This window comes from Paenarthrobacter sp. RAF54_2, from assembly GCF_052113945.1.
In the GTDB taxonomy this organism is placed as follows: Bacteria; Actinomycetota; Actinomycetes; order Actinomycetales; family Micrococcaceae; genus Arthrobacter.
This window is the reverse complement of sequence record NZ_JBFRDV010000006.1, coordinates 173,248-186,112: the sequence shown is the minus strand read 5'-3', so window position 1 is coordinate 186,112 and position 12,865 is coordinate 173,248. Positions and strand designations below refer to the sequence as shown.

Genomic DNA, 12,865 nt, shown 5'->3' with positions numbered 1-12,865 from the left:
GATGCAGATGATGCAAATGACAGCAATGGCAAGGGTGCCCTGATGGCCATCACGGGTCGTTTTGTGTTGCTGGCAGTTGCCGGGCTGGTTCCTTTGCTGCTGTTTCCCGCGTGGAGCACGGTGCTGTTCGTCGCTATCGGACTGCTGCTGTTCCTGACCCTTGACCTTGTCCTGGCGGCTTCCCCAGCCAAACTGGGCTTGGTACGTCAGCAACCGGGCAACGTCACTTTGGAGAGTCACGTTGATTCCGTCCTCACGGTAACCAACCTGGGCCGCAGGAAGCTGCGGGCGATGGTCCGGGATGGTTGGCAACCTTCCGCTGGAGCCCTTAACCCAGCCCAGCCGCTGGACGTTCCACCTGGCGAACGTCGCCGCATGACGGTGTCCCTGGTGCCACGGCGCCGCGGGGATCTTGAGAGCCCACACGTCACGATCCGTTCCTATGGGCCCTTGCGGCTGGCTGCCCGGCAGCGAACAAGGGCACTTCCCGGGCGGCTTCGAGTGCTCCCGCCCTTCCATTCCAAGCGGCATCTGCCATCGAAACTACGCAAGCTGCGCGAACTTGATGGCAGGGCCGCTGTGCAGATCCGGGGCGCGGGAACGGAGTTCGATTCCCTGCGGGACTACGTTCGTGGGGATGACGTCCGATCCATTGACTGGCGTGCAACCGCACGTCGCACATCTGTGGTGGTGCGTACCTGGCGTCCGGAGCGGGACAGGCGGGTTGTGATCGTTCTGGACACATCGCGAACCGCAGCGGCCAGGATTGACGACGAGCCGAGGCTCGATACTTGGATTGAGGCTGCGCTGCTGCTCGCGGTTCTCGCGGAACGGGGCGGGGATCGGGTTGACTTCCTCGCCTACGACCGGATGCTCCGCGCGAGGGTCGAATCCGCTTCGAAAGGCAATCTCCTGGCCCAACTCGTTCAAGCCATGGCGACGTTGGAGGCCGAGCTCATCGAACTGGACTGGCAGCAGATCCCAGGCCAGGTGCGGGCTGTCTCGGCACACCGCTCTCTTGTGGTGCTTTTGACAGCCCTCGACGGCGGCGCCCCCGAGGAAGGCCTTCTCCCCATGGTGGCCCAACTGGTCCGCCAGCACGTAGTGGTGGTCGCATCTGTCCGGGACCCCTTGCTGGCAGCCATGAAAGCCGGACGTTCCACCGCCAGCCAGGTTTTCCGTGCCGCCGCCGCGGAACGCGCACTCCTGGAACGCGCTGCCGTCACAGAACAACTGCGGCAACTCGGCGCTGAAGTGGTGGACGCCGAACCCTCTGAGGTCCCTCCCCTGCTGGCTGACACCTACATCCGGCTAAAAGCGGCCGGACGGCTCTAGGAAGGATTCCAATGAACGAACCTATCTACCGGTTGGCCCTGGGCAATGATTTCACCAAGCTGGCCCCCGAACTCCAGGAGTACTTCTCCCTCGCTGCAGGCTCCGGCTCATATGGAATCGGCGAAGGGGTCTTTGACGTCGTGGGGTGCCAGCAAAAATGGCTGCGTCCTTTGCTGGCCTTGACGGGAAGCGAAGAGGCCTTCTTCCCTGAATACGGTGAAGGCATTCCGTTCCGCATTGAAAACCACGCCCACGTGGATCCCTTTGGCCGGCAAGCCCTCACGGCACGGCGCGAAATCTACTTCCCATCCGGGACACGGTTGTTCCACGACACCACGAGCGCTATCACCACGCCGCATACCAGCTCCGACACGCCCTCGCCGACCCGCTTAGTGGACCATGTTGGTCGTTACCGCCGCCTCGTGACGGACCTTGACGTAAATGTCACGCCCAACGGCCGGCTGCGGGGCGTATCGAAAGCCAGCCGGCTCTTCCTGGGCCCACTGCGCATTCCATTGCCGGCGGCGCTGGATGCAAGGGCCTTCGCGGAGCAATGGTGGGACGAGAACGAGGGCAAGCACCGGATCCAGGTCAAGGTCATCCAACCCCAGATCGGCGTAGTGCTGGTCTATGCCGGCCGCTTCGATTACCGGTTGGCGCCCTACCTGCCCGGGGCCGCCCAAGGCACATCGCTCCCCCGCTATGCAGAACCGGATCGCTGGGAAAAGAGGATCTAGCCCTTGCCGATCAGCCCTGTGACAGTTGGTCCAGGCCGTCGGCCACTTGGGTGAGTCGAGCGAGCACTTCCTTCGCTGTGGAGGGCTTCACGTGGGCGAGTCCCGTTGCCGGGGTCACCCGTAGTGCCGACAACGCCGACGCCGGGAGGCCCAGTTGGCTCCAAGGCCGCCAAATGCTTTCCACGACGTCCGCAGTCCGCGGGAGCATGGCATCAGCGCCCATTGTGGGCATAGCACCGGCCCACACACGTTTGCCATCTTCCACTGCCCCGGCAAGGTGCTCCCATTGGCGGGTTGTCAAGGCTTTCAGCGGCACGGCAATGCCATCGGCGCCCGCTTCGAGTATGCGATCGATTGGCGCCTCGATCTCCGCAACGGACACCACGATTTCGACGGCGCCCGCTGCCCTGAGCGCGTCGATCACCAACCGCCAGGCTCCCGCCACTTCCTCACCGGGGATGGAGCGCAGAGTGCGGTAACCACTCGCCGTCGGGATGGTTCCGCCCATAACTGCGGCAATGTCCGGCTCGTCCAACTGGACCACGACGCCCGCTCCGGGGACAGCTCCCGAGATCCGCTGAAGGTGTTCTGCGACTCCAGCTGCCAGTGACTCGGCAATGTCACGGCGCGCCCCAAAATCGAGAAGGGCTCTCTCGCCGTTGTGGAGGTACAAACCGGCTGCGAGGCTCATGGGACCCATCAGCTGGATCTTGATCCCGGTGGCTGAAACTTCCTCTGTTCCAGCGATGTCGGCCAGGATGTTGATGTCGGTGGCAAGCGCGGATCGTGCCCGCTGCGCGTCCTTTCCTGCCCGGTCCACCAATCTCCATCCGTGGGGTTGAACGTCCACGGCCAAGTCCACCAGCAGCGAAGCTGTCCGGCCAACGGCGTCGGATCCGACACCGCGGTCCGGCAGTTCGGGCAGGAACGGAAGGTGGGGGTCGCCCAATTCGCCCCGAATGATTCGCAGGGATTCGGCAGGGTCAATCCCTGGCCATGGGCCCAGCGCCGTAGCGCTGACCCGTTGCACTTCTCCCGACATACTTTCAGGCCTGCTGGCTGGAGATCTGGTGATCCTCTGCGATGGCCTCGTGATGGCGGATCACTTCACTGATGATGAAATTCAGGAACTTCTCGGCAAATGCGGGGTCAAGATGCGCGTCCTCGGCAAGGCGGCGAAGCCGGGCGATCTGGGCTGCTTCCCGTCCGGGGTCGCCCGCGGGAAGCTTGTGCGTGGCCTTCAGGATTCCTACTTTCTGGGTGGCCTTGAAGCGTTCCGCGAGCAGGAAAACGAGTGTGGCATCAATGTTGTCGATGCTGGACCGGATGGAGAGCAGCTCATCCATGACGCCGCGATCCACCTGGCCCGCGAGGGAACTCGCTGACGGGTTGAAGGAATCGTCGTCTTCGGGGAGGGTATTGTTCTGCTCGGTCATGATCCCCAGTCTATGGTGTGGGGCGGTAGCGTTGCGGGTGTTACCTGCCGGCGCCGGTAGAACCGTGTTCCCGTCGCGCGAATCGGTGCAGAATGGCAGCATCACTGCACGTCGACCAAGGGAGCTTCCATGAAAATCGCTGTTCTGGGAACAGGAATGGTGGGCCACGCCCTCGCTGGCAAGTTCGTGTTGCTGGGCCACGAGGTCATGATGGGTTCCCGTGAATCAGGCAATCCCAAGGGCGAGGAATGGGCGCAGCAGACTGGTCCACGCGCCCATGCCGGCTCCTTCGCGGAAGCGTGCGCCCAGTCCGAGCTGATCATCAACGCCACACCCGGTACGGTCAGCCTGGCGGTCCTCGCTGAAGCCGGCGAGGCCAACATCAGCGGCAAAATCCTGTTGGATGTGGCAAATGCCCTTGATGGATCCACCGGCTTCCCGCCATCTCTCACCATCTGCAACACCGACAGCATCGCCGAGACCATTCAACGGACCTACCCCGAGGTACGGGTAGTGAAATCCCTTAACACAGTCAGCGCCCCCGTGATGGTGGATCCAGGGCGCCTTCCGGGCCCACATGACATGTTTATGGCCGGAAACGACGCGGATGCCAAATCCACAGTGTCAGTCCTGCTGCAGGAGTTTGGTTGGGCACCCGAGCACATCAGGGACCTTGGTGGACTCGATGCTGCCCGCGGCATGGAAATGTGGCTGCCCTTGTGGCTAAGGATCTTCATGCAGCAGCCAAAGGGAAAGATGTTCAACATCGCCATCGTCTCGGAATAGGTCAGGAAGCGCCGTCCGCGATGGAGGCACCGAAGGTCCGCTCCCCAGCGTGGAGAACGGACCTTCGGTACAACTTCACGGACTTCGCAGCCGCCGGGTTTCTGGGACCTAGCCGCCCAACAGCGCCCGGTGGGCCTCCCGGCGTCGTGCTTGTTCATCAGGGTCCGGAACCGGCAAGGAGGCGATCAGCCGTTTGGTGTAATCATGCTGGGGCGAGCCCATCACATGGTTCCCGATGCCCTGCTCCACCAACTGGCCCTTGTACAGCACGCCAACCCAGTGCGAGAGCATGTCCACCACTGCGAGGTCATGGCTGATGAAGAGCGCCGCGAAGCCGAACTGCTCCTGGATGTCCTTGAACAAGTCCAGCACCTTGGCCTGCACTGAGACGTCCAGCGCAGAGGTTGGTTCGTCGGCAATCAGCAGGCGCGGATTGAGCGCCAACGATCTCGCAAGCGAGGCCCGCTGCCGTTGTCCACCGGACAGCTCGTGCGGGTAGCGTTGCGCGTACGACGCCGGCAACTGGACTGACTCAAGCAGCTCGCCTACCTTTTTCCGCGCCTCAGCCGCGCTGGGCTTCGTGTGGATAATCAGCGGCTCGGCCACGCACTCGCCGATGGTGAGATGAGGGTTGAAGGAAGCGGCCGGGTCCTGGAAAACAAAGCCGATCTCCTTCCGCAGCGGACGGAAGGTGCGCTCCTTGAAGTCCAGCATCTCGTAGCCGAGGACTTTCAGGCTGCCGCCCGTTGTCCGGTTCAGGCCTGCGATTGCCCGGCCAATGGTGGACTTTCCGGAACCGGACTCGCCCACCAAGCCAAAAACCTCGTTCTCCGAGACCGTGAAGCTGACGTTGTCCACGGCTTTGAAGCCATGACGGCCAAACCGGCCGGGGTATTCAATGGTGAGGTTCTTCGCTTCGACGAGGATCTTGCCATCCTGATGCAACCTACCGCGGGCGCCTTCAGAGGCTGAGTTCCGGCCCAGGTGCGGGACCGCGGCGAGGAGCTTTTTCGTGTAGTCCTGCTTCGGTTCCGCGAACAGCACCCTTGAGGGCGCTTCTTCCACCACGTCGCCCTGGTACATGACCACCACGCGGTCTGCGAGGTCGGCCACGACGCCCATGTTGTGGGTGATCAACACGATGGATGTGCCGTAGTTGTCCCGCAAGTCCCGGAGTAGCTGCAGGATTTCCGCCTGCACTGTGACGTCCAGGGCCGTCGTCGGCTCATCGGCCACAATCAGGCCCGGGTTCAAAGCCAACGCGGCAGCAATCACCACGCGCTGCTTCTGCCCGCCGGAAAACTGGTGTGGGTAGTAGTTGACGCGGGTCTCGGGGTCCGGAATGCCCACCTTTCGCAGCGCTTCCGTGGCCCGTTCCTTGGCCTCCTTGGCAGAAACCCTATGGCCGTCCTTGGCGTGGGCACGGATCCCCTCGGCAATCTGCCAGCCAACGGTGAACACGGGGTTCAAAGCAGTGGATGGCTCTTGGAAGACCATGGCTACGTCGCGGCCACGGATCTTTCGTAGTGCGGATTTGCTGACGCTGATCACGTTGTTGCCATTGATCACCACCGCGCCGGAGCTGATGGCAGTTTCCGGAAGCAGGCCAAGGATGGTCTTGGCCGTCACGGTCTTCCCGGAGCCGGACTCCCCCACGATCGCCACTACTTCCCCGGCTTTGACGTCCAGGCTGACATCCTTCACCGCATAGACATCCCCGCTGTCTGTGGCGAAGGTGACTTTGAGCCGGTCAATGGTGAGGACCGGTTCACCGGTGGCCCCGGCATCGGAAATGTTTCCGAGGTTGGTGGTCATGGCTTACCTGCCTCTGAAGATGTTGGAGTTGCCGGGGATTTCGTTGTCCCTGCGCGCTTGCGTCCACGGATCCGGGGATCGTTGAGGTCGTTGATGCTTTCGCCAACCAGGGTCAGGCCAAGGACCGTCAGCACGATTGCGATGCCAGGGAAGACACCGGTCCACCAGATACCTGAGGACGTATCCGCCAGCGCCTTGTTCAGGTCAAAACCCCACTCTGCAGCGGATGTTGGCTCGATGCCGAAGCCCAGGAAGCCAAGGCCTGCAAGCGTAAGGATCGCCTCGGAGGCATTGAGCGTGAACATCAGGGGCAGGGTGCGCGTTGCGTTTTTGAAGATGTGCCGTCCGATGATACGCAGGCTGGACGCACCCAGTACCTTGGCCGACTCGACGAAAGGCTCAGCCTTGAGCCGGATGGTTTCGGCGCGGATGACCCGGAAATACTGAGGCACGAACACCACGGTGATGGAGAAGGCACAAGAGAAAATACCGCCCCAGAAACTGGACTGGCCACGGCTGATCACAATCGAGATGACGATTGCCAAAAGCAGGGTGGGGAACGCATAGATGGCGTCCGCCACTACTACAAGGATCCTGTCCAACCAGCCGCCGAAGTAGCCGCTGAGCAGGCCCAGGGCGACGCCGAGGAAAAGCGACATTGCCACGGACACGATGATGACGGTCACGGCCGTCTGGGATCCCCACAGGACGCGGGACAGGACGTCATAGCCGCCCACAGTGGTGCCAAGCAGGTGCTTGCCACCCGGTGCCTGTTGGGTGGGGAAGGAACCGGACGCATCACTGAGTTGGGAGTAGCCGAAGGGGGCCAGAAGCGGGGCGAAAATGCTTGTCAGCAGGAACAATCCACTGAGGACAACGCCCACGACCAGCATGCCGCGTTGGAGGCCAACGCTTTTCCTGAGGTGGGACACCACCGGAAGCCGGGAGAAGAGGGGCTGCTTGGGAGCAGTCAGTGAAGGAGTGCTCATGGTCAGTACCTCACTCGGGGATCGATGAGCGCGGCAATGATGTCCACGATGAAGTTGGTCACGGCGACGATGATGGCCAGCAGCACGACAATGCCTTGGACAGCTACAAAGTCACGGGCATTGAGGTATTGCACCAGCTGGTACCCCAGGCCCTTCCACTCGAAGGTTGTCTCGGTGAGGACGGCTCCGCCCAGCATCAAGGCGATTTGCAAGCCCATAACGGTGATGATGGGAATCAGCGCTGGTTTGTAGGCGTGTTTTGTGACCAGCCGGAATTCGCTGACACCACGCGACCGCCCGGCCTCTACGTAGTCCTTACCCAAAGTCCCGATGACGTTTGTACGTACAAGCCGCAGGAAGACGCCGGCGGTGAGCAGGCCCAAGGTTGCCGCGGGCAGCACGGCGTGCGAGACGACATCGCCCAAGGCTGTGAAATTGCCGCTGCGGAGGGCATCGAGCCAATAAATGCCCGACGGCGCAGCAAGGCTTCCCATTGCAAGTTCCGTTCGTGTCGACGCACGTCCGGCGACCGGGAACCAGCCAAGCCATGTGGAAAACGTCAGCTTCAAGAGAAGTCCGGAGAAGAAGGGAGGGGTGGCGTAGCAAAGGATCGCGAAGAAGCGCAATGTTGCATCCGCGGCCTTGTCGCGGCGGTAGGCCGCGATGAGCCCGAGGGGAATGCCAACCATCAGGGCAACCACAATGGCGTTAATGCTGAGTTCAAGTGTCGCGGCGCCAAACGTCGTGATCATCTCGGCTACTGGCCTGCGGTCCGTGATGGTGGTGCCGAAATTACCAGTGACCAACTGGCCCAGATACTCGAAGTACTGAATGAGGATCGGCCTGTCATAGCCGGCATCGTGGATTCGCTGTGCCAGGACATCCGGTGGGAGGCGTCCGCCCTGGGCAGCAGTGATGGGGTCTCCAATGACCCTCATCAGGAAGAAGACCAACGTCACCAGAATGAAGACGGTGGGGATGATCAGGAAGAACCGGATCACGATGTACTTTCCAAGGCCTCCCCCGGCCTTGGACTTGCTCCTGGGAGCTACTATCCCGGGCTCCGCCTCGGGTACCTCTATAACTGTTGTCATTGTTACCTGTATTTCCTGCCCGTGGATTGCGCGGGATTGGCTCATGCATGCCGGCCACGAGGGTGGTCAGCAAAGGAGGCGGGACACCGGATCAGTGTCCCGCCCCTTTCCATCACAGTGGTGTGGTTACTTGGAAACTGTTCCGAGGCGGAACTTGAAGGATGCGTCCAGCGTCTTGTCGACGCCGTTCACGCTACTTCCGGCCACCGCGACTTGAGCGCCCTGCAGCAGGGGCAGGGTTGAGATGTCTTTGGCCAATGCGTTCTGGACATCCTTAATGTCTGCTTCCCGCTTGGTCTTGTCAGCCTCGGTCAGCTGCTTGGCGATCAAGTCGTTCACAGTGGGGTTGTTGTAGTGGTTCTTCAGGAAGCCGCCCTCCGGGAAGAACGGAGTGAGGTAGTTGTCGGCGTCGCTGAAGTCGGGGAACCATCCAAACTGGAAAACGGGATACTCGTCAGCACGGCTCGCCTTGCTGTAAGTAACCCATTCCGTAGACTGCAGATTGACCTTGAAGAGGCCGGACTTCTCCAGCTGCTCCTTGATCATGGCGTACTCGTCGCCTGAAGATCCGCCATAGTGGTCCGGGTTGTACTGCAGGTTCAAGGCAACGGGTTCGGTAATTCCGGCGTCCGCCAGGACCTTCTTTGCCTTGTCCAGGCTCGGCTTTCCGTTGTCTCCATAGGCATCCTTGAACGATTCGTTGGCGCCGAGGAATCCGCTGGGCACGTTGGAGTACAGGGGCAGGTAGGTGCCCTTGTAGACCTGGTCGGCGATGGCTTGCCGGTCCACGAGGTTGGCTACGGCCTGCCGGACGGCGAGCGCCTTGGCGGTATCAGCGCCGGCTGCCTTGGTGCCGAACGGCATGGTGTCAAAGTTGAAGGTGATGTAGCGGATCTCGCCGCCCGGGCCCGTCAACACCTTGACTTTGGAGTCTTTGCGCAGGTCATCGACGTCCGTGGCACTGAGGCTGCGGAAGGCGACGTCGATGTTGCCCTGCTGGATGTCCAGCTTGAGGTTGGTGGGGCTGGCATAGTACTTGATGGTCGCTTCGTCGTTGGCGGGCTTGCCAAGGACACCCTTGTAGTCACCGAAGGCCTTGAAGCTGACAAGTTCGTTCTTCTTGTAGCTATCGATCGTGTATTGGCCGTAGAAAGCCTTTGCCTTGATGATCTCGTCGTCCGGAAGGACCTTGTCCGCCGGGAAGACTTCGTCGTCAACAATGGGCGCGGCAGGACTGCTGAGGATCTGGCTGAAGGTCTGGTCATTTGCGTTCTTCAGCTTGAAGACCACCGTGGTGGCATCAGGAGTGCTGACACTCGCGATGTTGGTCAGCAGGGACGCCGGGCCGGCGGGGTCGTTGATCGCAACCTGTCGGTCGAACGAAAACTTGACGTCCTTGGAGTCCAGCGTGTGTCCATTGGCCCATTTCAGGCCCGACTTGAGTTTGACCGTGTATTCCGAAGGTGCCGTGAACGAGGACGACTCCGCAAGGTCCGGGACCGGTTCAGCACCCCCTGGCTTGGAGTTCAACAGGAACGAGTAGATCTGGTTCATCACCATGAACGAACCATTGTCATAGGATCCGGCCGGGTCCAATGACGTGACTTTATCTGTGGTGCCGTAGGCGATCGGGCCGGCGGCAGCCGGGGCGGACGAGGAACCGCCGCCGGAGGGGCCCGTGCATGCAGTCAAAGCGAGGGCGGAAACGCCCGCCAGCGCGATAACGCCATGCAGGGCCTTCTTCTTCAGTGCCATCTGTGAACCTTCTGTTCGATGGATTAGGCGCACCGCCGTGGGATATTTGTGACGGGGCGCACTCTTGATTCCACGATTCAATCAGACTTCAGCGCCGCCGGGTCCTTGATTTTATGATTCGAGACACAATATTTACCTACGAGTAGGTTTTCCGGGGGACGCCAAAGGATTGCCACTGAAGGATCGCCGGAATATCTTTATTCCGAGTTGATAAGCGCTGATCACGGACAGGCAGAATGCGGCCGTGGACAGCATCCAGGCGGCGGTTCAGGGGGCCGCCGCGGTAATGGGTGCAAGTACCAGTCCTAAGGACAGGAACATGAGCAAGGCAGCCCTCTGTGTGGGGATCAACAAGTTCAAGTATTTACCCGAATCGAGCTGGCTTCACGGTTGTGTTAATGACGCTGAAGACCTGGCCGCCCTCCTTGAGGCGCAGTATGGGTTCGCCTCCTCCAGCATCAAGGTCCTGAGGGATGCCAAGGCCAACAAAAAGTCCGTGATGGCTGAACTCAACAAGTTGGTCGATAGCGCGGTGGACGGAAAGTCCGACCACATCGTCTTCACCTTCTCCAGCCATGGCACGCAGATACCTGATACCAGCGGCGATGAGATGGATCGGCTGGACGAGGCCTTCGCCTGCTACGACATCAACAATGCCGGCGACTCATGGGACCCGGAGACGGTGATCAGTGATGACGAGTTGGCAACGCTCTTCGGGCGGCTGCCGGAGGGCGTCCTCATGGATGTCGTCCTGGACACTTGCCACAGTGGCACTGGACTGAAGTCCCTGGACCTCTTGCCGGGCCGACGCCCGCGTTTCCTGCCTGCCCCAACGCCCCGGGCTGTGGTCGCAAACGAGTCCAGTGACTCCCGCACCCTCCGCGACCTTGTGAAATCAGCAAAGTTATCCAAGCCCGTGCTGATGGCAGCCTGCCGATCGGATCAGACGGCTGCGGACGCCCTGATCGAGGGCCGCTACAACGGAGCCTTCACCTATCACTTTGTGAAGACCCTGCAGGGCAACGGCACAGCAGGGCGGGCGGAAGTACTGAAGCTGGTGAGCAAGGGGCTCAAAGGCGGCGGTTTTGATCAAGTCGCCCAATTGGAAGGCACGACGGCGGCACGCAAGGCTGCCTGGGGCAGCTGACTTTCACTGGGGTCGCCTCAGGGGCATCAGCTATTTCCGCGCCCTTATTCCCCAGTGCCGTGGAACTTGTCCCTGACGCCGGAAGACGCGGCTTCCTCGGCGTCGTGCTGTTGATCGGAACCAAACAGCATTCCCTGCCGCTCCCGGTCCATTACTGGTTTGAGGGCGGCGTATACCAGGCGGCCACCGGCGTCGAACCTCAGGACTCCTCCTCCACGGACGTCCACGAATTCCCGCCGCGTCTTCAGGCCAAGGCGGACGTAGGCCTCCTTACGGCTCATCCGCACCGTTTGAATGAATGATGCCCCGATTTCGGAGATGACGAAGCCGTCCGGTGATACGCGTTCGGACGTACGCACCCGGGTGGAGCTCAGCGGAGTACGTCGCTCCAGCCGGGCCGCGTCCAAGAGCCTCGGGTTTTCCCACACGAAGCGTTGCACTTCCTGGGGGTCGGATCCCAGTGCCGAAAGCCGAATGGGATAGCGAAGTCCCTGGTAGTTATCCACCCCGCTGATGTTGTTCAGCGACACCCGGCGGATCCCAATGGCCGAGAATTCCGTTTGGAGGGCATCCCGATACCCGTAGGTGTCTTCCGGGACCATGTCCAGATCCGCGGCAATGATGCCACGCAAGAGATCCCGCCAGGTAACGTCCACGGGTGGCATGTAGGAAAGGCCCCTGATCACCATGCGCAGGACCCTCATGGCCACAATTGAACCGGATTCAGCTTTCTGCTGCAGGCTTTGGTTGTCCCCAAAACGGGCATTTCTTTCCGACCACAACCGCTGGACGGCCCGGAGTACTGCCCCAACCACCACAGCCCCGCGGGCGTGCGGGTCCAGCATGGTTTGCCAGCCCTCAGGAACGGAGCCAACAAATGGTTCCCTCAAGGGACCACGGGCGAAAAGGTCCCTCGCAAAGTCAAAGAGGGACCTTATCAGGATCGCGTCGTCCACGATCTGCCCTGCCTCAAAGCCTTCCCCTGCAGCTTCAAGTTCCCGGAAGACCACCTCACGGGAAGAAAACACCGACAGTATGGCCACCAGGTCTGCCAGTGCCTCGTGCATGGCAAGTTGCTCCATGGTGGCCAGCTGGTCTGCCCATGCTGGCCGGAAGCCGTCAAGGATCGCATGGGTGACTTCGTGGGCAACGATGTCCCTGTACAGCGCAGTGGGTACTTTGTAGCCCATGCGGTCCACTGAACCGAAGCGGATGGTGTTGGTACCGCGCTCATATCCGGTGTCGATGGCCGTGACGCGATCCCTTGCCTTCAGGACCACCCGCCCCTCCGGGTTCCAGGGCATCCGCCGGCCGAGCGTGGATTCGAAGATATCCAAGGTGCTCATGGCCACGCCGTAGACGTGCTGGGCAAGGAAACGGGTATCGTCCAGGAGTTCGCGAAGGTCCGTGGGCGGAGGTTCTGAAACCAGTTGCCAGGGGTCGCCTTGGCGCGTCAGGGTAACTGGCGAGACATTGGTTCCACGCCACTTCCGGATGTGGATCGCGTAGCGGTGCCCAGTGGGACCACGCCGGAGCCGCTCTACGGGTATCCGCACTTGGGCTGTCAGCGGTGGCGCGCCGCCGCTGCCTATCGGCCCCTCCGCAAGGACCATCACGGAGACCATCTGCCCGGCTTTGATGTCTCCAGGGCTCTTCTTTGGAAATGCCACAGTCATCGCCATCCCGAGTGCGGACCCCAACATACCGCAGCGGTGCGCTGCTTAGGCCAGTATGGGGGCCCTCAAACCCGGAGGCAATAATGCGGTAACGG

General features: G+C 61.3%; 11 protein-coding genes. 4 read left to right on the top strand and 7 right to left on the bottom strand.

Annotated features, from left to right (window positions below):
* Nucleotides 1-42: 42 nt before the first annotated feature.
* Both AB4Y87_RS07440 and AB4Y87_RS07435 read left to right on the top strand, forming a co-directional pair.
* Nucleotides 43-1,335 carry a DUF58 domain-containing protein gene (locus AB4Y87_RS07440; protein ID WP_442003976.1) on the top strand — a complete coding sequence of 431 codons (1,293 nt, stop codon included), beginning with the start codon at nucleotides 43-45 and terminating at the stop codon, nucleotides 1,333-1,335.
* Between the two features lie 11 nt (nucleotides 1,336-1,346).
* Nucleotides 1,347-2,072, top strand: a complete 726-nt coding sequence (locus AB4Y87_RS07435) for a DUF4166 domain-containing protein (RefSeq protein ID WP_442003766.1) — start codon at nucleotides 1,347-1,349, stop codon at nucleotides 2,070-2,072.
* Nucleotides 2,073-2,082: 10 nt separating this feature from the next.
* Here the strand turns inward: AB4Y87_RS07435 and AB4Y87_RS07430 are convergent, their stop codons facing one another.
* Nucleotides 2,083-3,114 (bottom strand): hypothetical protein, encoded by a 1,032-nt coding sequence (locus AB4Y87_RS07430; RefSeq protein WP_442003765.1) that lies wholly within the window; start codon nucleotides 3,112-3,114, stop codon nucleotides 2,083-2,085.
* 4 nt (nucleotides 3,115-3,118) lie between these two features.
* Nucleotides 3,119-3,508, bottom strand: coding sequence for a chorismate mutase (locus AB4Y87_RS07425; RefSeq protein ID WP_442003764.1), 390 nt, complete (start codon nucleotides 3,506-3,508; stop codon nucleotides 3,119-3,121).
* A 129-nt stretch (nucleotides 3,509-3,637) separates the two neighbouring features.
* Between AB4Y87_RS07425 and AB4Y87_RS07420 the strand changes: the two genes are divergently transcribed.
* Entirely contained in the window at nucleotides 3,638-4,294 is a 657-nt protein-coding gene (locus AB4Y87_RS07420; protein ID WP_442003763.1) for an NADPH-dependent F420 reductase, read from the top strand.
* 108 nt (nucleotides 4,295-4,402) lie between these two features.
* Here the strand turns inward: AB4Y87_RS07420 and AB4Y87_RS07415 are convergent, their stop codons facing one another.
* From AB4Y87_RS07415 to AB4Y87_RS07400, 4 genes are all read right to left on the bottom strand, one after another.
* Nucleotides 4,403-6,109, bottom strand: a complete 1,707-nt coding sequence (locus tag AB4Y87_RS07415) for an ABC transporter ATP-binding protein (RefSeq protein WP_442003762.1) — start codon at nucleotides 6,107-6,109, stop codon at nucleotides 4,403-4,405.
* The gene (locus AB4Y87_RS07410; protein WP_442003761.1) at nucleotides 6,106-7,098 is read right to left on the bottom strand and encodes an ABC transporter permease; all 993 of its coding nucleotides are present in this window, start codon (nucleotides 7,096-7,098) and stop codon (nucleotides 6,106-6,108) included. Before AB4Y87_RS07410 ends, AB4Y87_RS07415 begins: the two co-directional genes overlap by 4 nt.
* Nucleotides 7,099-7,100: 2 nt before the next feature.
* Nucleotides 7,101-8,192 (bottom strand): ABC transporter permease, encoded by a 1,092-nt coding sequence (locus tag AB4Y87_RS07405; RefSeq protein ID WP_442003760.1) that lies wholly within the window; start codon nucleotides 8,190-8,192, stop codon nucleotides 7,101-7,103.
* A gap of 126 nt (nucleotides 8,193-8,318) precedes the next feature.
* Entirely contained in the window at nucleotides 8,319-9,947 is a 1,629-nt protein-coding gene (locus AB4Y87_RS07400) for an ABC transporter substrate-binding protein (RefSeq protein ID WP_442003759.1), read from the bottom strand.
* A 319-nt stretch (nucleotides 9,948-10,266) separates the two neighbouring features.
* On the opposite strand from AB4Y87_RS07400, the gene AB4Y87_RS07395 reads away from it, so the two are divergent.
* On the top strand, nucleotides 10,267-11,094 hold the full coding sequence (locus tag AB4Y87_RS07395) for a caspase family protein (RefSeq protein WP_442003758.1): 828 nt from the start codon (nucleotides 10,267-10,269) through the stop codon (nucleotides 11,092-11,094).
* 44 nt (nucleotides 11,095-11,138) lie between these two features.
* Here AB4Y87_RS07395 and AB4Y87_RS07390 read toward each other — a convergent pair whose 3' ends face one another.
* Complete coding sequence (locus AB4Y87_RS07390; RefSeq protein ID WP_442003757.1) at nucleotides 11,139-12,770, bottom strand: hypothetical protein; 1,632 nt, start codon at nucleotides 12,768-12,770, stop codon at nucleotides 11,139-11,141.
* Between the last annotated feature and the right edge of the window lie 95 nt (nucleotides 12,771-12,865).

What these genes read in the sequence shown, in the direction of transcription:
- AB4Y87_RS07395 (WP_442003758.1), top strand. Translation starts at nt 10,267, where the DNA reads ATGAGCAAGGCAGCCCTCTGTGTGGGGATCAACAAGTTCAAGTATTTA.
- AB4Y87_RS07420 (WP_442003763.1), top strand. Translation starts at nt 3,638, where the DNA reads ATGAAAATCGCTGTTCTGGGAACAGGAATGGTGGGCCACGCCCTCGCT.
- AB4Y87_RS07400 (WP_442003759.1), bottom strand. Translation starts at nt 9,947, where the DNA reads ATGGCACTGAAGAAGAAGGCCCTGCATGGCGTTATCGCGCTGGCGGGC.
- AB4Y87_RS07415 (WP_442003762.1), bottom strand. Translation starts at nt 6,109, where the DNA reads ATGACCACCAACCTCGGAAACATTTCCGATGCCGGGGCCACCGGTGAA.
- AB4Y87_RS07410 (WP_442003761.1), bottom strand. Translation starts at nt 7,098, where the DNA reads ATGAGCACTCCTTCACTGACTGCTCCCAAGCAGCCCCTCTTCTCCCGG.
- AB4Y87_RS07430 (WP_442003765.1), bottom strand. Translation starts at nt 3,114, where the DNA reads ATGTCGGGAGAAGTGCAACGGGTCAGCGCTACGGCGCTGGGCCCATGG.
- AB4Y87_RS07390 (WP_442003757.1), bottom strand. Translation starts at nt 12,770, where the DNA reads ATGACTGTGGCATTTCCAAAGAAGAGCCCTGGAGACATCAAAGCCGGG.
- AB4Y87_RS07435 (WP_442003766.1), top strand. Translation starts at nt 1,347, where the DNA reads ATGAACGAACCTATCTACCGGTTGGCCCTGGGCAATGATTTCACCAAG.
- AB4Y87_RS07425 (WP_442003764.1), bottom strand. Translation starts at nt 3,508, where the DNA reads ATGACCGAGCAGAACAATACCCTCCCCGAAGACGACGATTCCTTCAAC.
- AB4Y87_RS07405 (WP_442003760.1), bottom strand. Translation starts at nt 8,192, where the DNA reads ATGACAACAGTTATAGAGGTACCCGAGGCGGAGCCCGGGATAGTAGCT.
- AB4Y87_RS07440 (WP_442003976.1), top strand. Translation starts at nt 43, where the DNA reads ATGGCCATCACGGGTCGTTTTGTGTTGCTGGCAGTTGCCGGGCTGGTT.